The organism is Nostoc sp., assembly GCF_036917975.1.
Classification (GTDB): Bacteria; Cyanobacteriota; Cyanobacteriia; order Cyanobacteriales; family Nostocaceae; genus Nostoc.
The window spans coordinates 96,274-116,439 of record NZ_JBALEJ010000030.1 but is presented as its reverse complement, the minus strand read 5'-3'; the positions used below and the strand labels follow the sequence as shown (position 1 = coordinate 116,439).

At 41.2% G+C, this 20,166-nt stretch carries 24 protein-coding genes and 3 pseudogenes; 15 read left to right on the top strand and 12 right to left on the bottom strand.

The genetic code is table 11. The features are described 5' to 3' along the window. The first annotated feature begins 110 nt into the window (after positions 1 to 110). The 3 genes from V7K76_RS14270 (at position 111) to V7K76_RS14260 (ending at position 1,886) form a co-directional block, all read left to right on the top strand. Positions 111 to 242, top strand: coding sequence for a hypothetical protein (locus tag V7K76_RS14270; RefSeq protein WP_334778754.1), 132 nt, complete (start codon positions 111 to 113; stop codon positions 240 to 242). A 431-nt stretch (positions 243 to 673) separates the two neighbouring features. Beyond that, positions 674 to 1,045 (top strand): fasciclin domain-containing protein, encoded by a 372-nt coding sequence (locus V7K76_RS14265; RefSeq protein WP_334778755.1) that lies wholly within the window; start codon positions 674 to 676, stop codon positions 1,043 to 1,045. 592 nt (positions 1,046 to 1,637) lie between these two features. Next, on the top strand, positions 1,638 to 1,886 hold the full coding sequence (locus tag V7K76_RS14260; RefSeq protein ID WP_334778756.1) for a DUF1816 domain-containing protein: 249 nt from the start codon (positions 1,638 to 1,640) through the stop codon (positions 1,884 to 1,886). Here the strand turns inward: V7K76_RS14260 and V7K76_RS14255 are convergent. Continuing rightward, a complete protein-coding gene (locus V7K76_RS14255; protein WP_334778757.1) occupies positions 1,850 to 2,254 on the bottom strand; it encodes a DUF3775 domain-containing protein in 405 nt (134 codons plus the stop codon). The genes V7K76_RS14260 and V7K76_RS14255 overlap by 37 nt on opposite strands. Before the next feature lie 379 nt (positions 2,255 to 2,633). Here V7K76_RS14255 and V7K76_RS14250 point away from each other — a divergent pair, with 379 nt between their 5' ends. From V7K76_RS14250 to V7K76_RS14220, 7 genes are all read left to right on the top strand, one after another. Next, positions 2,634 to 4,946, top strand: a complete 2,313-nt coding sequence (locus V7K76_RS14250; RefSeq protein ID WP_334953680.1) for an NACHT domain-containing protein — start codon at positions 2,634 to 2,636, stop codon at positions 4,944 to 4,946. 682 nt (positions 4,947 to 5,628) lie between these two features. Beyond that, on the top strand, positions 5,629 to 6,084 hold the full coding sequence (locus V7K76_RS14245) for a response regulator (RefSeq protein ID WP_334779104.1): 456 nt from the start codon (positions 5,629 to 5,631) through the stop codon (positions 6,082 to 6,084). A gap of 94 nt (positions 6,085 to 6,178) precedes the next feature. Continuing rightward, the gene (locus V7K76_RS14240) at positions 6,179 to 6,457 is read left to right on the top strand and encodes a LapA family protein (protein ID WP_334779103.1); all 279 of its coding nucleotides are present in this window, start codon (positions 6,179 to 6,181) and stop codon (positions 6,455 to 6,457) included. Between the two features lie 13 nt (positions 6,458 to 6,470). Continuing rightward, the gene (locus V7K76_RS14235; RefSeq protein ID WP_334779101.1) at positions 6,471 to 6,686 is read left to right on the top strand and encodes a hypothetical protein; all 216 of its coding nucleotides are present in this window, start codon (positions 6,471 to 6,473) and stop codon (positions 6,684 to 6,686) included. A 174-nt stretch (positions 6,687 to 6,860) separates the two neighbouring features. Next, entirely contained in the window at positions 6,861 to 7,037 is a 177-nt protein-coding gene (locus V7K76_RS14230) for a hypothetical protein (RefSeq protein WP_334779100.1), read from the top strand. A gap of 65 nt (positions 7,038 to 7,102) precedes the next feature. Beyond that, a complete protein-coding gene (locus tag V7K76_RS14225) occupies positions 7,103 to 7,390 on the top strand; it encodes a BrnT family toxin (protein ID WP_334779099.1) in 288 nt (95 codons plus the stop codon). Then, positions 7,359 to 7,637: a hypothetical protein gene (locus tag V7K76_RS14220; protein WP_334953676.1), complete on the top strand. Its 279-nt coding sequence runs from the start codon at positions 7,359 to 7,361 to the stop codon at positions 7,635 to 7,637. The genes V7K76_RS14225 and V7K76_RS14220 overlap by 32 nt, the downstream gene beginning before the upstream one ends. Positions 7,638 to 7,905: 268 nt before the next feature. Here the strand turns inward: V7K76_RS14220 and V7K76_RS14215 are convergent, their stop codons facing one another. After that, positions 7,906 to 8,628 carry a Uma2 family endonuclease gene (locus V7K76_RS14215; protein WP_334779108.1) on the bottom strand — a complete coding sequence of 241 codons (723 nt, stop codon included), beginning with the start codon at positions 8,626 to 8,628 and terminating at the stop codon, positions 7,906 to 7,908. Positions 8,629 to 8,762: 134 nt separating this feature from the next. On the opposite strand from V7K76_RS14215, the pseudogene V7K76_RS14210 reads away from it, so the two are divergent. Continuing rightward, positions 8,763 to 9,761 (top strand): annotated as a pseudogene (locus tag V7K76_RS14210) (DUF4351 domain-containing protein). Between the two features lie 35 nt (positions 9,762 to 9,796). Beyond that, positions 9,797 to 10,054, top strand: a pseudogene (locus V7K76_RS14205) (DUF4351 domain-containing protein). 148 nt (positions 10,055 to 10,202) lie between these two features. Here V7K76_RS14205 and V7K76_RS14200 read toward each other — a convergent pair. Continuing rightward, a complete protein-coding gene (locus tag V7K76_RS14200) occupies positions 10,203 to 11,780 on the bottom strand; it encodes an NAD(P)H-quinone oxidoreductase subunit 4 (protein ID WP_334779097.1) in 1,578 nt (525 codons plus the stop codon). 366 nt (positions 11,781 to 12,146) lie between these two features. Here V7K76_RS14200 and V7K76_RS14195 point away from each other — a divergent pair, with 366 nt between their 5' ends. Continuing rightward, positions 12,147 to 12,410: a hypothetical protein gene (locus V7K76_RS14195; protein WP_334779096.1), complete on the top strand. Its 264-nt coding sequence runs from the start codon at positions 12,147 to 12,149 to the stop codon at positions 12,408 to 12,410. 47 nt (positions 12,411 to 12,457) lie between these two features. Then, positions 12,458 to 12,702 (top strand): annotated as a pseudogene (locus tag V7K76_RS14190) (hypothetical protein). Positions 12,703 to 12,757: 55 nt separating this feature from the next. Here V7K76_RS14190 and V7K76_RS14185 read toward each other — a convergent pair. From V7K76_RS14185 to V7K76_RS14145, 9 genes are all read right to left on the bottom strand, one after another. Continuing rightward, complete coding sequence (locus V7K76_RS14185) at positions 12,758 to 13,144, bottom strand: HEPN domain-containing protein (protein ID WP_334779095.1); 387 nt, start codon at positions 13,142 to 13,144, stop codon at positions 12,758 to 12,760. Then, positions 13,141 to 13,464 (bottom strand): nucleotidyltransferase domain-containing protein, encoded by a 324-nt coding sequence (locus tag V7K76_RS14180; protein ID WP_334779094.1) that lies wholly within the window; start codon positions 13,462 to 13,464, stop codon positions 13,141 to 13,143. The genes V7K76_RS14185 and V7K76_RS14180 overlap by 4 nt, the downstream gene beginning before the upstream one ends. Positions 13,465 to 13,496: 32 nt before the next feature. Further along, positions 13,497 to 13,727, bottom strand: a complete 231-nt coding sequence (locus V7K76_RS14175) for a type II toxin-antitoxin system MqsA family antitoxin (protein ID WP_334779107.1) — start codon at positions 13,725 to 13,727, stop codon at positions 13,497 to 13,499. Positions 13,728 to 13,960: 233 nt separating this feature from the next. Then, positions 13,961 to 14,146: a type II toxin-antitoxin system HicA family toxin gene (locus V7K76_RS14170; protein WP_094329073.1), complete on the bottom strand. Its 186-nt coding sequence runs from the start codon at positions 14,144 to 14,146 to the stop codon at positions 13,961 to 13,963. After that, complete coding sequence (locus tag V7K76_RS14165; protein WP_094339619.1) at positions 14,143 to 14,334, bottom strand: type II toxin-antitoxin system HicB family antitoxin; 192 nt, start codon at positions 14,332 to 14,334, stop codon at positions 14,143 to 14,145. The genes V7K76_RS14170 and V7K76_RS14165 overlap by 4 nt, the downstream gene beginning before the upstream one ends. Positions 14,335 to 14,393: 59 nt before the next feature. Further along, positions 14,394 to 16,496, bottom strand: a complete 2,103-nt coding sequence (locus V7K76_RS14160) for an NAD(P)H-quinone oxidoreductase subunit 5 (protein ID WP_334779093.1) — start codon at positions 16,494 to 16,496, stop codon at positions 14,394 to 14,396. Positions 16,497 to 17,121: 625 nt separating this feature from the next. Next, the gene (locus V7K76_RS14155; RefSeq protein ID WP_334779092.1) at positions 17,122 to 17,508 is read right to left on the bottom strand and encodes a thioredoxin family protein; all 387 of its coding nucleotides are present in this window, start codon (positions 17,506 to 17,508) and stop codon (positions 17,122 to 17,124) included. A gap of 105 nt (positions 17,509 to 17,613) precedes the next feature. Continuing rightward, positions 17,614 to 17,799, bottom strand: a complete 186-nt coding sequence (locus V7K76_RS14150) for a hypothetical protein (RefSeq protein ID WP_334779090.1) — start codon at positions 17,797 to 17,799, stop codon at positions 17,614 to 17,616. A 120-nt stretch (positions 17,800 to 17,919) separates the two neighbouring features. Continuing rightward, entirely contained in the window at positions 17,920 to 18,636 is a 717-nt protein-coding gene (locus V7K76_RS14145) for an NnrU family protein (protein ID WP_334779088.1), read from the bottom strand. A 212-nt stretch (positions 18,637 to 18,848) separates the two neighbouring features. Here V7K76_RS14145 and V7K76_RS14140 point away from each other — a divergent pair, with 212 nt between their 5' ends. Further along, the gene (locus tag V7K76_RS14140) at positions 18,849 to 19,862 is read left to right on the top strand and encodes a LysR family transcriptional regulator (RefSeq protein ID WP_334779086.1); all 1,014 of its coding nucleotides are present in this window, start codon (positions 18,849 to 18,851) and stop codon (positions 19,860 to 19,862) included. Positions 19,863 to 20,166 lie beyond the last annotated feature (304 nt).

Sequence of the window (20,166 nt, the reverse complement as noted above, 5' to 3'; positions counted from 1 at the left end):
ACTTACTTAAAGCTTATGAGTATTTTTATCTACTCGTATCAGAACGGAATTACGTAACTTTATATACTACATCATGAAGTGCGGAATGTGGGCTAGAACTAGCTTTTAGATTGCCTCGTTCCCAGTCTCCGACTGGGAATGCCGTCCTAGAGGCTCCGCCTCTCTTGCTGGCAGCAGAGCCACCAGGAGCAGCATTTCCAGCCGGAGGCTGGAAACGAGGTTTTAAAGGAGTTTTAGCTTAAGTTGACACCTATGGGCACTGCCGTGCCCTTACGGGTGTAACTTACTGCCTTTTTCTCCCCAAAACTCATTCCCTTAGTAATTTAGGAATAAGAAATGAATCAATTCAAAATTCAAAATGACGCTCTCTACGAGACGTTACCGCGAACGCGCCACTTGCGGGCGTTAGCGTAGCGGGACGTTCGCGGTAGCGTCTCGTAGAGAAGTACGGTTTTAAACCTCACTTCTTTTCATAAAAATTTTGAATTGTCACTAACAAAATTTTTCCATTAACTTCTAACTTCTAAATTTGGCTGTATTTTAATTATTTAATTTTTTTTAGCTTGTATCATACAATTTATACATTAATCAACCGCTTAGTCAAACACGATTTCTAACACTAGGATGTTATCTTATAAATAATTAGCAAATTATATACAACCAAGTGAAATAAATGGTTAATATTGTTGATACTGCCGTTAATGTCAGTTCTTTTAGCACTCTAGTTGATGCAATCAAGGCTGCAAATCTGATAGATACTCTCAAAGGTGTTGACTCGTTTATCGCCTCTGCATCCACAGACCAAGCTTTTGCAAATCTACCACCAGAGACTATAGAGAGGTTGCTTAAAAATATTAATAAGATTCAGGAACTCGTGAGGTATCATGTAGTTTCTGGCAAGGTAATACCGATGAAGCCGATTGAAGACTCAAATTTTAAAATTGACCCTTTCAATAGTTTAAACACAGATTATGATCCGCAAGATCAAAACCCGATGCTGCTGATGATAACGGTATCTTCCACATCATTGTTGATTCCTCGGTAAATATATAGATAGCCAATAATGCTTGTGAGATAGAAACTATTTATAGTAACTAACTCATAACTATCTAGATATATTTTAAGTAACTCAACTTTCAATAGGTTTCGGTTAAGAATAATAGCTTTTAGATTGCCTCGTTCCCAGTCGGAGACTGGGAATGCTCGTCGTTGGGGCTGCCGCCTCAAGGAATTTCAATTCCCGGTGGACAAGCGGTTTCGCGTTAAGTTGACACGTATGCCTCAAGACTCGCGGCAGAGCCACTTTTGAGTTGCATTTCCAGCCGGAGGCTGGAAACGAGGTTTTAAAGGAGTTTCAGCTTAAGTTGACACAAATGAGCAATGCTGTGCCCCTATCACGTGGTCTATTTACCTGAAAATAGCTTTAGGTCTATGTTATTTTTTTTCGTAAATACTTTGGATGTCAACATCATTTATCTTCAAAGTTACCTGATAAATAAAGACATTTAGAATTTAAAAATGAAACGTCTATTATCAGAAAATGCCAGTTTAAAAAAATACACATTAACAAAAAATCTAGAGCAATCTAGAAATAAAGACTATCTTTGATCGAGTTTAATTAATTCCTGGTATCCCTCATGAATTTATTTCAATCTAATGAATCAGAGTTTGCCTGGTGGGTAGAAATTAACACCGCCGTTCCGCGCTGTACTTATTACTTTGGCCCTTTTGATAGTGAAAAAGAGGCACAACTTTCTAGAAGTGGCTACGTCGAAGACTTATATCAAGAAGAAGCCAGAGACATTATTGCTGTAATCAAGCAGTGTCAGCCTCATGTCCTGACAATTTCTCACGATAAAGCAAAAGTCGAAATATTTAGTTTTTGAAGCCCGTCTCGTAGATATTTTGCTAAAAGGGGTCTTTCGAGAATATAACTGGTTGCCTGATTTTTAGGTACAATTTCTAATACTTTTTTAACGAAATTGGGGAAGTCTTCTAACTGCCCATGTGATATACTTCGACCAAGCCACATCAAAGCTATGACCTCTGCTTTTTCTTCCTCGGTAAATTCATTTATATATTCGTGTAATATGCTTACTAAATATCTTGCTGGAATGTTGAAATCTTGTAAATAATTAGACAATTTGTCTATAAAGGTTTCTGGTTGCTTTTTTATCTCATCTTCTATCGATCCATAAACTAATTCAGCAATTTTAATCACGTTGTATATTTTGTTGATTGATAATAAGCTCATATTTTTTATTTCACTTGGAGTTAATAAACACAATCTAAGCATAGAGAAAACTTAGCAATTTTTACTGCCAAAATTTTCTAGATAGATATGGTGAGATGATACATATCTATAGTCAAGCAAATAATGACTAAGTAACCCTTTATTTAATGCTCAAGCATTGCAGACAAGTGTTTGAATTTAAGTCTTATGAAAAGATTGAAATGTATAAAATAAGGTATAACGTTTGATTTAGATACAAAAGTTTAAAAAATTGAGAGCAAACTCTGGATTTTTGTATAACTTTAAGTAAGCAGAATGCTATTATCATAAAGAAAGCGATAAGATTGCAGATATTAATAAAACGTTAAAGTTCATGATTTGAGGAGCAAAGTTTTGTCCTATGGTCAAGCGATCGCTCCAAGCATCACTCAACGGTATTCAAGAGGCTAAAAGAGCATTTGCTCGCAAGGGGTGGACACAAGACAATCTAGCAGGAGAAGTCAACCTCAAGACTAGACAACCGATTTGGCGGTTTTTTAGTGGCCGTCCGGTTGAGCGTCATACCTTTATTGAGATTTGCTTGGTTTTAGAACTGAATTGGCGCGAAATTGCTATTGATCCACCAGCAGAATTCTTAGAACTACAAGAATATCCCCAGCCTCCTGTGCTGCATATTGATAAGCTAGTGCAGCAAGTGCGATCGCAACGCTTCGACAAAATTCAAGACCAGTGTGGGATCTTGCAGTTATTGGATGTCAGCCATCCCGTTGCGATCGATGACATATATATAGATGTGAATATTTTGGAGCAAATTGCCAGTCAACAGTGGGTAGAAATCAGTGACCTGCAAAATCTTGATCCCAAAGACTTTGACCGTTTTGGCTTAGGTGAGATTGACCAGAACCAGATACCTGGGATGAATGTAGTTGAAACATACTCCAAGCTCAGGGTGCTAGGCAAACCAGGAGTAGGTAAAACCACCTTTTTGCAATATCTTGCCATTCAGTGTAACCACGGTGCATTTGCGGCGCATCAAATACCCATCTTCATCACACTGAGAAATTTTGCCCAAGAGTCTAAGATTAGCAACGAGTTTAGCCTATTAAAGTACATCCGCCAGGAGTTTTTCACATCTAAAATTTCAGATCCCTCAGTCATCGAAACCTTGCTTAGTGAAGGCAGAGTGTTATTGTTGCTTGATGGCATGGATGAAATTCTTAACCAAGAAAGCAATGCTGTCTTAAGCGAAATTCGCAGATTTTCAGAGAAGTATCACAAAAACAAGTTCGTGGCTACCTGTCGAACAGCATCTCAAAAACTTAGACTCCGAGGCTTTACCGATGTTGAAATTGCCCCATTGACTTCAGAACAAATCCGAGCATTCGCTCAAAAATGGTTTGTGGCATTTACCAAGACCAATATTCAAGATGGTCAGGCGCAGTCCGTTCAGTTTCTTGAGAAGCTGGAGTTACCTGAAAACTGGCAATTTCGCCAACTCATCGTCACACCCCTATTTCTGCATCTTGCCTGTTGGATATTTCACGGTAAAGATAAATTTCCGATTAAGCGGACTGATTTTTATAAGCAAGGTCTAGACCTTCTGTTGGGTAAATGGGATGAAGCCAGAGGCATTGAACGGGATGAGGTTTACCGAGGGTTTTTATTACCACAAAAGCTGAAATTACTGAGTCAGATTGCAGCAGCTACATTTGAGCAAGGTCAATACTTTTTTGAACAACGCATCGTTGAGCAATACATTGGTGACTATATTCAAAATCTGACCAAAATACCAATGGATACAGATGAACTGCAAGTAGAAAGCGAAGCGGCACTGAAAGCAATGGAGGCTCAACATGGGCTACTAGCAGAACGGGCGCGGGGAATTTTTTCCTTCTCCTATCTGGCCTTTCAAGAATACTTCACGGCAAGGAAAATAGTTGCCAGCCATAATCTACAGGCATTTGAGCAAGCGCTGTCCGGTCTGGTTAGTCATATCACTGACCCCCACTGGCGGGAAATCTTCTTATTAACGGCTACCATGCTCAAAAGTGCAGACGGATTGGTACAGTTAATGAAGCAACAGATTGATACACTGGTTGCCGAAGACCCTTATTTACAAGATTTTTTGACCTGGGCCAGCCAAAAATCTCGCACTGTTCCAACCCAAACAAAAGATGCAACAGTTCGAGCATTTTACCTAGCCTTGAGTCGGACTCCTCATATAGCTTCTCACTTTGCCTTAGCCAGCACCCTCGACCAGGGGATGTTTCTGGATGCGGCATTAGATGACCTGCTGCTGGAGTGTGCAATTGATGGAAACCAGGACTTTGCTCACATCCACGCCTGTGGAGAAGCTATGAGCAACATTCTGGGTATTGTTCTGGATGTAGGACTCCATAAATCCCTGCAACAACTCTCTGACCAATTGCCAAATTCTGATCAAAGTCAACAACGGTTTGAGCTATGGTCGCAAACGAGCTATTCAGCTTGGGCTGAACAGGTAAAGAAGACAGTCGTTAATTATCGCAATATTAACCACGAGTGGCAGTTTAGCTCTGAACAAGAGCAAGTGCTGCAACGCTACTATGATGCAAATAAGTTACTACTCGATTGCCTGCACAGTAATTGTGAAGTAACGGCTGCTATCAGGCAAGAAATTGAAGCAACCTTATTATTACCTCAAAAGGAACTTGAGGATAGGGAATGGCAATAGTTTTGTTGGTTAATTCCTCAAATAAATTTGGATTAGGAAAATCATTTTGACTATATTTTGTATCGTAGTCAATCAACTCATTCACAAAATCAAACAACACCAAGTTTTTAGATTGCCTTGTTCCCAGTCTCCGACTGGGAATACTCGTCGTTGAGGCTCCGCCTCTCTTTACTGGCGGCAGAGCCGCCAGGATCAGCATTTCCAGCCGGAGGCTGGAAACAAGGTTTTAAAGGGGTTTCAGCTTAACTTGACACCAATGAGCATTGCTGTGCCCTTACGATAGATGTGGTTCAAATACATGAAAACTGCTGTAAGTTGACACCAATGGGTATTTCTCTGCCCTTATTTGAAAAGTTTTCCTACGTTTTGTGTCGTAGTTAATCAACTCATGTAAGAAATCAAACAACACTCCCTCATATTACAAGAATAGAACCGAGTAATTTTAATGAACTTTGGGGGTTTAAGTCCCCAGCAATACAGGCAGCCCGTTTTGGGTCGGGGTCTAAATCCCCGGACGCTCGCAGACTCGCTAACGCAAAACGTAATTGCGAATTGCGAATTGCGAATTGTTTTAAGTGGTTCTCTGCTACTTTTTCTTTGACCTATCCGGTTGTCTCATCTCCTGAAAACTAAGGGTTTTTCAGATCGCTTTCCCCTTAAAGTCCTAATTGCAGGTCTTATTATGAATTTAATCAATGACTTTTGCTTGGCAGATGGGATACTTCAAGGTATACAAGTACTCGTTGTAGACAACGATCGCGATAGTAGAGATTTGTACGCGTTTTTACTCAAAGACTTGAGCGCCAACGTAATTACCGCTGGTTCGGTAAAAGAAGCTTTAGAAATCCTGAGCTGGTTCACGCCCAACATCCTGGTGTCTGAAATTAGGTTTTTAGGTGAAAGCATTTATACATTGCTAAATAAACTGCATGTTATAAAAGCTGACAATGGAAATCATATCCCAATTATTGTGACTTCAACCTCTACCACAGGTACTCACGATCAAATTCCAGATGTAGAGTTTGAAGAATATTTACTTAAACCCTTCGACCTCGATCAATTAGTTTCCCTCATTCATAATTTAGTACAGAAAGAGGTGAAAGAAAATTTTTGGCACGATGTACTAGTTTTACAGTAGTAGAGGGCAATATGGTTCAGTTAAGGGCGCTACCTCGTCGTCTATTTAGCTGAAAATAGCTGTAATAACTCTAACTCCTCACTTCAATCAAACTATGAAAACTCTCGCTCCTTTTTTGACATCTCTAGTTGTAGCGGTTTGGGTAATTGCGATCGCAATTATTTCAGTCCAAAATGCCACACCCGTATCGTTAAAATTCTTAACGTTCCAATCGATTCAGATACCAATGGGTTTAGTGCTAGCTTTTAGTGCCGTTGTCGGGTTAATTGGCATGGCATTGCTGCAACCTCTGTGGGGACTTGCTGGTGTTGGGCAGGGTAATTCTCGATTGGAAGACGATGCCGAATTTTTTGTTGATGATGAAGATTTTTGAGGATTGAATAGCTGTGCAGTATCAAAACATTATTACAATGCGATCGCATCGCTGGCAAAGTCTCCAGTATTTGCTTCAGCAATCCCCTTTTGAATTTCCTCGATTTGCCACTGATATACTCTACATAAGCGGCTACCGCTTCATTAAGTATGTAGTTGCGATCGACATTTGGAATGAATTGCGATCGCATCAAGTGCAGCCTTGCGATCGCTATCTATCCAAAACGTAATATTTTCTTTGCTCATCGTCTTGTGAAAGTTGTATTGCAATACATTATTCTATTGCAATATTTTTCATTGTAAACAAAGACATGATGCAATACAGTTCAGTTAAGCAATTTTTTCCTTCTCTTTCCTCTCTCTGTGTCCTCTGCGCCTCTGTGGTTCGTTAAAAAAAAACGACTGTGACAAAGAGTGCTAGCCTTAGTTTGGCAACCCTGATTCTAAATGAGCTAGTCGAGCAAAACTTGTCAATCATCGACCAAAGTGATGCTTGGACTGAGCAAGATCAGCATGATTTAGCATCCTTCTCCTTGGAGTACGCAACTTCAATTTTCCCTGAAAGTGAGGAGAGAGTTTAGTGACATTCAATCCCGGTATGTAGTCACAGTTCATTTTCCCATGTTACTGGTGGTATATTGATTCCATGAAGTTTGAGTGGGATGAACGTAAAAACCAAAGCAACATCACAAAGCATGGTTTCGACTTTGCTGATGCTTTCCGCGTGTTTAATCTACCCATGCTTGTCTACCTAGATGAACGAGAGGACTATGGAGAGGATCGGTATCTCGGTATTGGACTACTTGATGGTCGAATTGTAGTAGTTATTTACACCGAGCCAGGTGAAGAAATGGTTCGGATCATCTCATTAAGAAAGGCACTGTCTCACGAACGAAAAAGCTATGAACAATACCTCAAGAACCGATTGGGTTAGAGTCGATGCAATGAGTGACGAAGACATCGACACCTCAGATATTCCACCCTTGTCAGAAGAATTTTTTGCTAAAGCACAATTGCGAATGCCCAAGTCAGCTATAACAATAACAGTTAAGGTAGATCCTGAAACTTTTGCTTGGTTCAAAGAGCAGGGAGAGACTGCCGAACAACAGATGGCTGTAGCATTAAAGATTTACGCAGAAGCGCACAAAGCTTATCTTGCGTCTAAGGCTAAGTTAACTTAATACCATACTAAATTGGATGTCTTTAACAATAACAAAATTAATATAGCAATCCTAAATCATTCGTGAAAAGCTAGATCCCCGACTTCTTTGAGAAGTCGGGGATCTGGACGCCGAGAATTTTCACAAATCAGATAGGATTACTATACAACAGAAGCTAAGTTAGGCAGTTTTGGGTTAGTTGTAGCTTCAGGTAATCAATAAAGTCTAGAATTTCTGTATCAGTGAGTTGTAGACGCGACACCGAATAGCCCGTCGTAGACATCGCTTGTCATGATAAAGTTTCTGGATCAACGCCAAGTGTATGCAACCTTTCCGTTAAGATTTTCACCTGTTGTTCTACTTCCACGCGTCGCTGTTCTTCAAAAGCTGTGCGTTCTTCTGCCTCTCTGATGCGTTCTTCTGGTGTCAGCAATTTTTGCCCTTCTTCGTCATACCAGTACAACCACTCCCGCACTATACCTTGATAAATTCCCCGTTCTCGCCCAATTCCTAAACCAATTTCTGGTAGCCAAACGGGATTTCCTGACATTAAAATATATTCCCCATCAACTAAGCGATACAGTTCCAAAGGTGACTTTTTACGCCGAAGAGGACTATATACAACGTAGTACAAAATTCCTAAATCTTTTGCATAAAATTCTTTCTTGGTACTATATTCTTCTCGATATATTTGGGAAACAACTTCTAGCGCTAAAATTGGCAGCTTGTTTTCTTCCCACAGCACATAACTTAGGCGTAAGTCCTCATCAATAAAGCGTTTCACTCCTAAGCTGAGAAACGCATCAGGGACAATAGCTGGTTTTTCTGGGTCATAATAAATACCCATATCAACACCAAAGAACCAATCCCAGCGATCGCACCAAACCAAAGCTAGTATCGTTTTTAGCAAGCCGGGAATTAAATTTTGTAGTTCATTATCCACAGCAGTATCATCTGAGTCGGGTAGTTCTTCGGAAGATGGCAAACAATGTAGCGGATTGTAGTTTAACATTAGCGGTTTTACCACATCTGATTCTACCTTGATTGTAGAAAATTTATCGATAATTAAGTAGGTATACGAGGGACAATTGATTGTGGATTAAAATATTCACATAAATGTGACGAAAATCAGCTTCTTGGATGAATATGACCGATATTAGCGATGTCTACGACGGGCTACGCCTACGCGCTGATTTTGATAGCCCTTGGAAAGAAATTATAGAAGCTTATTTTCCCCAAGCAATGTATTTCTTTTTTCCAGAAACTTATGCATTAATTGACTGGGAACGTCCCTACGAATTTCTAGATAAAGAATTTCAGCAAATAACTCGTGAAGCTGAACAGGGTAAGAGATATGCCGATCAATTAGTCAAAGTTTGGCAAACCCAAGGGGAAGAACTTTGGTTATTAATCCATGTTGAAATTCAGGCACAAAAAGAAGATAATTTTGCCAAGCGGATGTTTACCTACAACTTTCGCATATTTGACCGCTTCGATCGACCAGCAATTAGCCTTGCAATTCTCTGCGATTCAAACCGCGAATGGCGACCAAGCAATTACAGTTACAATTATCTCAATACTCGCTTAAGTTTTGAATTTGGTAGTGTTAAACTTTTGGATTACGAAAATCGCTTTCACGAGTTAGAAAATAGCGATAATCCATTTGCAACTGTCGTTATGGCGCATTTGAAAACACAGCAGACACGCTCATCACCCGAACAGCGCAAAATATGGAAATTTAGCTTAATTCGTCGGCTATATGATTTGGGGTTAGGAGAGCAGGATATTCGCAACCTGTATCGATTTATCGATTGGGTTATGATATTACCAAAGGCATTAGAAAATCAGTTTTGGGAAGAGTTTAAACAATTTGAGCAGTAGCGGACTATAAGATATGTAACCACAGGTGAGCGCATCGGCTACGAGCGCGGTAAAGCAGAAGGTAAAGAAGAAGGTGAACAAGAAGGTGAACAACGACTTATTTTAAAATTACTACAAAGACGAGTGGGAGAATTATCACCAGAATTGCAAGAGCGCATCCAATCTCTTTCTTTAAATCAATTAGAAACCCTTGGCGAAGCTTTGTTAGATTTTACTGCTATGGAAGATTTACTTAACTGGTTGCAAACAAATCAATCAGCTTAAAATCTATTTTTATGAAAATTGAGCAGTAGCGGACTATGAGATACGTAACTACAGGTGAGCGCATCGGCTACGAGCGCGGAAAACAAGAAGGTAAAAAAGAAGGTGAACAAGAGGGTGAACAACGGCTGATTTTAAGGTTACTACAAAGACGAGTGGGAGAATTATCACCAAAATTGCAAGAGCGTATCTAATCTCTTCCTTTAAATCAATTAGAAACCCTTGGCGAAGCTTTGTTAGATTTTACTGCTATGGAAGATTTACTTAACTGGTTGCAAACAAATCAATCAGCTTAAAATCTATTTTTATGAAAATTATAAAAAACACCTCTACTCGCTTACCCCATACAGTATTTTTTAACTTAGTTCCGTGAGTAAGAAAAAGGGCAGGTAGAAAACCCGCCCTCAAAGTAATCAGTATTTAAACTAAACTAGCGATCGCAACTTAATTACCAATTTCCGGCGCACTCAAAGAAACCTTTAGTGTTTCGTCTTTTTGTTGTGCTAATGTCGGCACTGAATCACGCAATCTTGCCGTCAATTGTACAGTTGTGGCGTCGTACATTTGAGTTAGCAATTTTGGATAGAAACCAATACCAATAATTGGAATTAACAAACAGGCAATGATAAACACTTCACGAGGTTCGGCATCTATCAAAGCTTGGTGAGAAACTAATTCCTCGTTCTCTTTACCGTAGAAAATTTCTCGCAACATCGACAGCAGATAAATCGGAGTTAAAATCACTCCCACTGCCATCAAGAATACCACGATCACTTTGAATGTAGAGCTATAAGCATCGCTAGTAGCAAAGCCCACAAATACCATCAATTCTGCTACAAAACCGCTCATCCCTGGCAATGCCAAAGAAGCCATTGAACAGGTAGTGAACATGGCGAAAATCTTCGGCATTTTCTTCGCAACACCGCCCATTTCATCCAACATCAGGGTGTGGGTGCGATCGTAAGTTGCCCCAACAAGGAAGAACAAACTCGCCCCAATTAACCCGTGGGAAACCATTTGCAATACTGCCCCACTCAATCCCAAATCGGTGAAGGAGGCGATACCAATCATCACAAAGCCCATGTGAGAAATTGAGGAGTAGGCAATTTTTCGCTTTAGGTTTCGCTGGGCAAAGGATGTCAAAGCAGCGTAGATGATATTAACTACCCCCAAAACTACCAACACTGGCGCAAAATAAGCGTGGGCATCGGGCAGCATTTGGGCATTCATCCGAACTAAGGCGTAACCGCCCATTTTCAGGAGAATACCTGCTAATAACATGTGTACGGGGGCTGTAGCTTCACCGTGGGCATCAGGTAGCCAGGTGTGCAAGGGAATAATCGGCAACTTGACGGCGTAGGCAATCAGGAAGCCAGCATAGAGGGCAAGTTGGAAATTCAGGGCGAAATCTTTTAAGGCGATCGCTCGCATGTCAAACGTCACCGTATCGCCGTAAAATCCCATTGTCAGGGCAGACAGCAAAATAAACAGCGAACCGCCGGCGGTGTATAAAATAAATTTAGTCGCTGCATACTGCCGCCTTTTGCCTCCCCAAATCGACAGCAGAAAGTATATCGGTACTAGTTCCAGTTCCCACACCAGGAAAAATAACAGCATATCCTGGACAGCGAACACGGCAATCTGACCGCCATACATCGCCAAAATCAAGAAGTAAAATAGCTTGGGCTTGAAGGTAACAGGCCAAGCTGCTAAAACCGCCAGCGTGGTAATGAATCCAGTCAAAATAATTAGGGGCATGGACAAGCCATCAGCCCCTACTGACCAATTCAAACCCAGTTGTGGTACCCAGGGGTAACTCTCCACCAACTGCAAATCTGGATTGGAGAAATCATACCCAGTATAAAAAGCATAAACAATTAGTGCAAAATCTATCAGCCCTACGATGAGGGAGTACCAGCGCACTGTTTTGCCTTCTTTGTCAGGGATGATGGGAAGAAGTAGCGACGCCGCTATCGGAAACAGAATAATCGTCGTCAGCCAGGGGAAATTAGCTATATTCATCACAATCAATCTGCTATCAAAATCATGTTTGGCAAAAAGTCACTAGTTATTAACTAACAGCTTTTTAGCAATTTTTCCTTCATTGTTAGGTTGATTTAATTAAATTTGCAATCCCCCATTTGGTATCCGAGGAGTCTATTTTTACTTGAGGAAATGCAGAATATCAGTTTAAATACTGGTAATTAAGTCAAAAATTTACCCTAACAAAAGCCGCTAAACTAGAATTTAAGGAATGTGCGATGTCTACGACAAGCCACTCCGCGTCTACGCGTAATCCAACCCATCGCTAAAAATACATGATGCTGTTTGGTGGTTGTTGAAAAAAGCGATTTGATGCAAAAAAAGCATAACAGGAGAAGTAACCAGATGATCATCGCACAAATTGAAAGTCAGATTCGTTATGTCACCAACCTAAATGGAGAAACAACAGATGTAGTTGTCCCTCTAGAACTTTGGCAACAGCTTATAAGTTCCATAAATTCTGATAACGTCAGTAGTTTAGCTTGGATTGATGAACAAGAGCCAAAAGCACAAATATTAGCCGATTTGCAAGAGTCTGTGCGAAAAGCAGCAGTAGGACAAACTTTCCCAGTTTCAGAGCTTTGGGACTACAGTAGGCGATTTGATTGAGTTTTTTTAGTAAAATAGACAGGGAAGTTGATAAGGGAAATTCGATTATGTCATCTCCAGCGATCGCTACTGTAATTAAGATGATGGAATCTTTATCTGAAGATGTGCAAGAAAGAGTTGCAGAACATCTCCGAGAGTACCTAGAAGACTTGCAAGATGAATTGAACAAGATGAATTGAAATGGAATAAATCATTTAAGAAAAATCAACAACAACTGATTGCATCTGCCCAATCTGCTAAAAGAGAGATTGCAGAAGGACTTGCAAAACCAATGAACTATGAAAATTTATGAAGTCTCCAATTCTTCTACAATGATAAAAAAATGATAAAGCTCTTTTTATGCTTGTTCAAGAGGATAAAGAGTCAATATTTGCTTTGGCAAAATTAAGAATTTCGATAGTTCTTTGAATAATCTGATCGGCATCAGCTTGCGTAATATTAGGATCAGTATTATAGTCACCGCGTAAACGAGTTCTTTCTGCATCAATTAAATAACGATGAAATTCACGAGGAACTCGCTCTGGACGTGCAAATCTTTCTCCAAAAGCAGCAATTACGGCTGAATGTTTAGAGTAAGCAAGTCCTTCCCCTTCTAAAAAAGCGGTAGCAATATAAAACATCGCGTAATAGCCACGAGATGCTGCAAATTCAGCAAAACCTTTTTGGTTGAGTTCTTCTGCTGCTTGCAAACTTCTCTCCGCTTTTTCTAGAAGTCTTTGTTGTTCAGGGGTCATATTAATAACCCATCTTGTCTGACATTACGAAAGAAACCACTATTATAATTTTCTAGTTGTTCACTAGTAGCAAAAGCACAACTAATTAAAACATTATATTCTAAACATAAATCAGCAATAATTTGACTTATTTTTTCACTTTCTTGAGAATAGTTAAAGACATCTTTTAATACAATTAAAATATCAATATCTGAGTCGGTTTGTGCTGTTCCTCTGGCTTGTGAACCAAATAAAATTAGTTTGTCTAATTGTTCTCCATAGAGTTGTTTTAAATTTTTGTGTATTTGGGGTAAAACTGTTGAAATTGGTTGAGATAGCATAATTTAAAATAAACAATTACTTTGTTTTATGTCTATGTTAACTCAAAATATCTAATAATCTCCAATTCTCCTCTATTATTAACAGCTAACTCTGCTTTTTCTAAAACCTGTTCTGTAACTGCATCACTTAAATAATATTCACCGCAGTTATCACAAATTTCTGCTGGAACTTTTTTTAATACAATAATACATTCATCTCTTTCTAATGTCACAGTTACTAAACCTAGTTTAGTTTCTCCATACTGACAAATTAGGCATTTCATCATCTTTCCTAAAGTTGGGCTTCTATTGCCCGCGATCGCATATCATTTATCTACTGTGTAATCTGTCTCCCATAGCAATAACTTCATGCCTTTAAGCCTATTCAAGAGCTTATCAACCGGATGTCTAGAGGTCAAACTGCTCACCTTATCGTGAATTGAGAATCTTTTGGAAGTGCAAGAACTTCGGCTTCAAGCTGTTCAAGGGTCATAGTGAGTACCTTTTATTCTAAGCATTAGCCTGCTTCATCGTTAAGCATCTTAATAATATGTTTTGCAAGTTGCTCCTTAATTTCCCTATGTCTAGGAACAGCTTGAGATATTTTTGTTATTGGATTCTGATACCAATCATGTTTGCCACCATGACGAACGAAGATACAACCCATTTCTTCAAGTTTACTGATTAAGTCTCTTCGTTTCATGAAACTTCAAGTTCTGCAACTCTACGAATATTTTGGATAGTTCCACTTGTTAATTCATTGTAAATATCGAGTAGATTTTCTCTTAACTCCTCTTCAGTTTCACCTTGAGTCCAATAGTCGGGATATTCTTCGAGATAACCTAACCACATATCATCATCTTGCCAGTAAATGTATTTCTTCTTTATCATTCGCCTATTCGCTACTTTTAAAAAACTTAGGGGTGGACGATCGCCCACCCCGATTAAAATCAGGTAACACCAAAGACAATCACTAAGCCCAAAACAGCCCCAAACACAATCAAGGCATAAAATTGAGCGCGACCGTTTTCTAGGTACTTCAGACCTTCACCGCTAACAAGGGTGAAAAAGCCTGTGAGGTTAACAGCACCATCGACAACGCGGAAGTCAACTTCCATAACTTGTCTAGCTAGGCGACGCAAGCCGAGGACAAAAACCCGATGGTAAATGTCATCAAAGTACCACTTGTTGAGGGATAACTCGTAAAGTGGTTTGATTTTAGCAGCGATCGCAGCCGGGTCAATTTTCCCTTGCAAATACATCAGCGAGGCTAAGGTAATCGCAACTAAGGAAATTCCCACTGAGGCACCCGCCATAATGTAGAATTCCGTCGGATTGAACTCGGCAGCCTTTTCTATAACTTCGGAGAGGGTTTCGCTAGGAGGAAAGATAAACTCTTCAAAATAATTGGCGTAAGGAGTTCCCACCAAACCAATCAAAATCGAAGGCACAGCCAACAGTGCCAACGGCAGGGTCATTGTCCACGGCGATTCGTGGGGGGAGTCGCTGTGATGCCCGTGGGAGTCATGGGAATCATGATGCTCACCGGTGGCAGCCAATTCTCCTTTCTTCATCGCCCCAGGCCCAAAATTCGGGGCTGGTTCTTGTGATTCTAATTCCAGGACAATTGTCGCTGTCGCCTTCTTAAGTTTTTGCTTGATTTTCTCGTCAGTACCCCGGAATTTGCCTTCAAATGTCGAGAAATACATTCTAAACATATAGAAAGCAGTAATCCCGGCAGTTAGCCAGCCGATGAACCAGAGAAGTGGGTTAGCTTCAAAAGCCTTCCCCAGAATTTCATCTTTTGACCAGAAACCAGCAAAGGGCGGGATACCAGAAATTGCCAAGCAACCAATCAAAAAGGTAATTGACGTGACGGGCATATACTTTCGCAATCCGCCCATCAAGCGCATATCTTGAGCTAAGGCGGGGTCGTGTCCAACAACACCTTCCATACCGTGAATTACTGAACCTGAACCCAAGAACAGCATCGCCTTGAAATAGGCGTGGGTCATCAGGTGGAATAATCCGGCACTGTAGGAACCTATGCCCATTGCCATCACCATGTAACCCAGTTGGGAAATGGTGGAGTAAGCCAAGCCCTTTTTGATGTCGTTTTGGGTAATGGCAATGGTTGCCCCCAAAAACGCCGTAAAGGCCCCAGTAAAGGCAATGACATTCATTGCGGCTGGAACGTCTTCAAATACTGGGTACATCCGGGCAATTAGGAACACACCCGCCGCCACCATTGTTGCCGCGTGAATCAAGGCAGAAATGGGGGTGGGGCCTTCCATTGCGTCTGGTAGCCAGACATGGAGAGGGAATTGGGCTGATTTTGCAACTGGCCCTAAGAAAACTAAAATCGCAAACAAGACAGCGAGAAAATTGCTGATAGAACCTGATTCTACGAGTTGGGCGAGGCGATCGCCCATGATATTAAAATCAAAGCTTCCTGTTGCCCAAAATAGCCCCAGAATTCCGAGTAACAAACCAAAGTCGCCCACGCGGTTGGTTACAAAAGCTTTTTGCGCGGCATCGGCTGCTGACTTGCGATCGTACCAAAAGCCGACCAGCAAGTAGGAACACATCCCGACCAGTTCCCAGAAAATATAAATCTGTACTAGGTTGGGGCTGACCACCAGACCTAACATTGAAGAGCCAAACAAACTGAGATAGGCGTAAAACCTTACGTAACCGGGATCGTGAGCCATGTAGCCATCGGTGTAAAGCATGACTAAGCAGGCTACCGTTGTGACAATCACCAGCATTAGGGCTGTCAAGTGGTCGATAGTGTAGCCCATGCTCAGGTGAAAATTACCTGCTGCTGCCCACTCAAAGGTGCGAAGATAAGGCGCGTGTCCTTGAATTTGACTCCATAACAAGGCAAACGACAGCCCCATAGCTGCTGCCATCATGGAGATAATCACCACAGCGTTAAGCTGGCGGAGGCGGTTTGTCACCTGATTCAACGAGATTAACCCTAGACCGACCAGCATTGCCCCAAAAAGCGGGAACACTGGAATCAGCCAGGCATACTGATAGATTACTTCCATCACTGACGCCTACTTTTAGAATTCTTGATTAGTGTGTCGAAACTGTTAATAATTGTGACACACACCCTTTAGCATAAAATAACCCACCCAAGACTGATTGGGTGGGGTATTAAGCATGGTTTTAGATTTGGTCATTGGTCATTGGTCATTTGCCCCATACCCTTCAGGAGTGCTGAGTGCTGAATGAAAGGGAGTGGGGAGTAGGGAGTGGGGAGTAGGGAAACTAAGAAAGCTTTTCCGAAAAGCGGGGTTTCAACCAATATGCAATACAAGGATTTTTTCTCTGACGAGACGCTGTTCGCGTTCGCGCCACTTGCAGGCGTTAGCGTGTAGCGGGACGTACCCCTACGGGGATCTTGCTACGCGGTAGCGTCTCTAAGAGTTGTACGGCTTTAAACCTAAATCGAGGGCTAATATATCCCCTACTCCCTACTCCCTACTCCCGCCCCGAAGAGGTAGTAAAGAAGTGAGATTCCCTACTCAGCACTGGCTCAACCTTAGCTATCCGCTAACGGAACTCGGAACTGTTTTGCCCAATGCCACATACCTTTTAGGAGTGCTGAGTGCTAAATAAAGAACTGAGATTCCCCACTCAGTACTCAGCACTCGCAACTCAGCACTCTCTTCAGGCTGATCGATATTCTAAATCCATTGCTTTGGAACTAGCGTAGATTTTCGGGCAATTGCTGTAGCTGGCTTTAATCTCTTCTAAAGCTAGACGTAAATCTTCTCTGCCGCTAAAGCATTCCAAGCGATGGTAAACAGTGCCATTTTTAATCAATAGTAAAGTAGGTAGTGATTTTAGCCTATAAGTAGTAGACAATTTAAAATTTTGATCGGCGTTAACCCCAACTAATTTAATTTCTTCCCCACATTGGGCTTGAAATTCCAACAATAGTGGGTGGATAATCCGACACAAGCCACACCAAGGTGCTTCAAAATTAACTAAAACAGGAATAGGAGATTCTAAAACTTCTTGAGTAAATGTCCGCTCATTAACCGACAACACCATGACGCCTCTTGGATTATAAGGTTTTTATATCAAACTAGCTATCAGGACTGAAGTGAAAGATTGGCAAGTCATTAAATGCCGATAGATGCTTTCAGGACAAAAATTTCATTCAGGACACAGAAAAAATGAGCGCGTTAATGTATCTCTGACAAAAAAGCCACCGTGGAAATCGCGCTGGCTTTTTTGGATGTTAAACTCCTGATTGCCGTGGCTGCCTGGAGATTTAACTGAATCTGCCACGTTTTCCCAACTAAAGGCAACTGACCAACGACTACCAATATAAAATTTCAAACTGACTCAATGCACCCCCATTTATAGGTGTTTGAATTTATCCTACATTGATTTGGGGCAATTGATAAGCTGAAATTTCCTCTATTTCGGATTTTTGCTGACACTGGGGATCATCTAGAGTTACCATCCTATCCTACTAGTTGCTTCCTGTAACAGAGGGTGCGACCACCAAAGCAAAGCGATAAAAATGGTAACTCCCAAATAGGCAGGGCGGAGAAATTCCTGCCATTTGAGAGATTGACGCCCGTCAATAATTGCTTTAAAGGGAATAATTGAAGTCCGCTGTTTGGCAACTTCAAAAGCTTCGCCATAGCGATCGCTCAAACGGCGATCCCCATGCCAAACCCCAAACAAGTGATGCAACACCAATCCAAGGGAAGTCACAAGGGTAAAGGTAGTTCCCAACCAGAGAGTATGGGCAACACACCAAATTATTTGCCCCACCATCTGGGGATGACGGGTAATCCGAATAATTCCTGTTTCGTAGAGATGAACTTGGGGCTTTTGAATGGCAGCAATTTCTAGTAGATTGAAGGTAGCAGGATATAAAAACAAAAACGAGATTGCTGACAGCAGCCAAACAAATTCTCGCACTCCTGGCACTCCTTGTACCTGCCAAAGTTGCAAACCATCATAACGATGCCCAAAAAAGTAAATAATTAATATCACAGCCAACGGTAGGCTGACTAATGCAAAGAGAATGCGATAAAGCCTTGGGCCAATGTATTTTTCGGCCCTTGGACGCAAAGCAGCGCCTCCACTGTGAGCGATCGCAAAAACTATTTGTAACCCCAGTATGACAAAATGACTGGGTGTCAACCAAGAAATCAACGGCATATAAACGAGTGAAGTAATTTAAAGAAAATTGAATTCAGTACAACCAATACCACAAAGTATTCAAAAGGGGACTTTAGTCAAGATGTTGTGCCACTGTCTTTTTCGAGTCAAGCCTTCAAGTTCAATATGCAGCAAATCATACCCAGCTGATTGCTGCTAAACCTGATTTGTTGTGTGCATCCGCTCCTTTCAAAGTTTGTGGGTTGAGCCTTATGTCTGACCTTCCTTTCACTTTAGATCAGTTACGTATTTTAAAAGCGATCGCCCAAGAAGGAAGCTTCAAGCGTGCCGCTGATAGTCTTTACGTCTCCCAGCCCGCCGTCAGTTTGCAAGTCCAAAATCTCGAACGGCAACTCGATGTCCCCTTATTCGATCGCGGAGGACGACGCGCCCAATTAACCGAAGCCGGACATCTACTCTTAAGCTACGGTGAAAAAATCCTCAGTCTGTGTCAGGAAACCTGCCGCGCCATCGAGGATTTGCAAAATCTCCAAGGTGGGACTTTAATTGTCGGTGCTTCTCAAACCACCGGCACTTATCTCTTGCCCAGAATGATCGGCATGTTCCGACAAAAATATCCAGATGTGGCAGTGCAATTACACGTCCACTCTACCAGGCGGACTGCTTGGAGTGTCGCGAATGGACAAGTTGATCTGGCGATTATCGGCGGTGAAATTCCTGGGGAACTTTCAGAATCTTTAGAAGTTATTCCTTACGCTGAAGACGAACTAGCCCTGATTCTACCTGTCTTTCATCCCTTCGCCAAACTTGAAAAAATCCAAAAAGAAGACCTATATAAATTACAATTCATTGCCCTAGATTCCCAATCGACTATCCGCAAAGTAATTGACCAAGTGCTAGGACGCTGTGAAATTGATACCAGACGTTTTAAAGTTGAAATGGAATTGAATTCCATTGAAGCGATTAAAAATGCTGTGCAATCTGGCTTAGGGGCTGCTTTTGTTTCAACTAGTGCGATCGCTAAAGAGTTACAAATGGGCGTTTTGCACCGTACCCCCATTGAAGGTGTAGTTGTCAAACGGACACTGTGGCTGATTTTTAATCCCAATCGCTATAGATCCAAGGCCGCAGAAGCCTTTAGTCAAGAAATTTTGCCCCAGTTCGCTAACCCAGGATGGAATCAAGATGTGTTAAAATTAGCACAAAAAAACATAGTATTAACTACATTGGAGGTAGCAACACCCAGCTTATCCGGCGAAGACTAAAATCAGGTTATTAGTCACTTGTCCTTTGTTTTTTTGTAAATGACCAAATAATTCGTAATGACGCTCCTCTGTCGCTAAAGCTACGCTAACGTAATTCGTAATTATTAACCCATCGATGTTTGTACAGGATGCCGTAGACAAGCCAAGGGTTTCATATCAGGAAAAAAGTTTCCTGTTCTGCAATTAATAAATTTAGCTGCTCTGTAACCTGAACTAATTACGAATTACGTAGCTTGCTTCTCGCTATTGGCGTAACATCTCGTAGAGAAGATGAATATTATCAATTACGAATTATTTTGACTAA

What these genes read in the sequence shown, in the direction of transcription:
- V7K76_RS14250 (WP_334953680.1), top strand. Translation starts at nt 2,634, where the DNA reads ATGGTCAAGCGATCGCTCCAAGCATCACTCAACGGTATTCAAGAGGCT.
- V7K76_RS14240 (WP_334779103.1), top strand. Translation starts at nt 6,179, where the DNA reads ATGAAAACTCTCGCTCCTTTTTTGACATCTCTAGTTGTAGCGGTTTGG.
- V7K76_RS14170 (WP_094329073.1), bottom strand. Translation starts at nt 14,146, where the DNA reads ATGAAACGAAGAGACTTAATCAGTAAACTTGAAGAAATGGGTTGTATC.
- V7K76_RS14175 (WP_334779107.1), bottom strand. Translation starts at nt 13,727, where the DNA reads ATGAAATGCCTAATTTGTCAGTATGGAGAAACTAAACTAGGTTTAGTA.
- V7K76_RS14145 (WP_334779088.1), bottom strand. Translation starts at nt 18,636, where the DNA reads ATGCCGTTGATTTCTTGGTTGACACCCAGTCATTTTGTCATACTGGGG.
- V7K76_RS14140 (WP_334779086.1), top strand. Translation starts at nt 18,849, where the DNA reads ATGTCTGACCTTCCTTTCACTTTAGATCAGTTACGTATTTTAAAAGCG.
- V7K76_RS14155 (WP_334779092.1), bottom strand. Translation starts at nt 17,508, where the DNA reads ATGGTGTTGTCGGTTAATGAGCGGACATTTACTCAAGAAGTTTTAGAA.
- V7K76_RS14220 (WP_334953676.1), top strand. Translation starts at nt 7,359, where the DNA reads ATGAACAATACCTCAAGAACCGATTGGGTTAGAGTCGATGCAATGAGT.
- V7K76_RS14215 (WP_334779108.1), bottom strand. Translation starts at nt 8,628, where the DNA reads ATGTTAAACTACAATCCGCTACATTGTTTGCCATCTTCCGAAGAACTA.
- V7K76_RS14260 (WP_334778756.1), top strand. Translation starts at nt 1,638, where the DNA reads ATGAATTTATTTCAATCTAATGAATCAGAGTTTGCCTGGTGGGTAGAA.
- V7K76_RS14245 (WP_334779104.1), top strand. Translation starts at nt 5,629, where the DNA reads ATGAATTTAATCAATGACTTTTGCTTGGCAGATGGGATACTTCAAGGT.
- V7K76_RS14265 (WP_334778755.1), top strand. Translation starts at nt 674, where the DNA reads ATGGTTAATATTGTTGATACTGCCGTTAATGTCAGTTCTTTTAGCACT.
- V7K76_RS14200 (WP_334779097.1), bottom strand. Translation starts at nt 11,780, where the DNA reads ATGAATATAGCTAATTTCCCCTGGCTGACGACGATTATTCTGTTTCCG.
- V7K76_RS14165 (WP_094339619.1), bottom strand. Translation starts at nt 14,334, where the DNA reads ATGATAAAGAAGAAATACATTTACTGGCAAGATGATGATATGTGGTTA.
- V7K76_RS14160 (WP_334779093.1), bottom strand. Translation starts at nt 16,496, where the DNA reads ATGGAAGTAATCTATCAGTATGCCTGGCTGATTCCAGTGTTCCCGCTT.
- V7K76_RS14195 (WP_334779096.1), top strand. Translation starts at nt 12,147, where the DNA reads ATGATCATCGCACAAATTGAAAGTCAGATTCGTTATGTCACCAACCTA.
- V7K76_RS14180 (WP_334779094.1), bottom strand. Translation starts at nt 13,464, where the DNA reads ATGCTATCTCAACCAATTTCAACAGTTTTACCCCAAATACACAAAAAT.
- V7K76_RS14225 (WP_334779099.1), top strand. Translation starts at nt 7,103, where the DNA reads ATGAAGTTTGAGTGGGATGAACGTAAAAACCAAAGCAACATCACAAAG.
- V7K76_RS14255 (WP_334778757.1), bottom strand. Translation starts at nt 2,254, where the DNA reads ATGAGCTTATTATCAATCAACAAAATATACAACGTGATTAAAATTGCT.
- V7K76_RS14185 (WP_334779095.1), bottom strand. Translation starts at nt 13,144, where the DNA reads ATGACCCCTGAACAACAAAGACTTCTAGAAAAAGCGGAGAGAAGTTTG.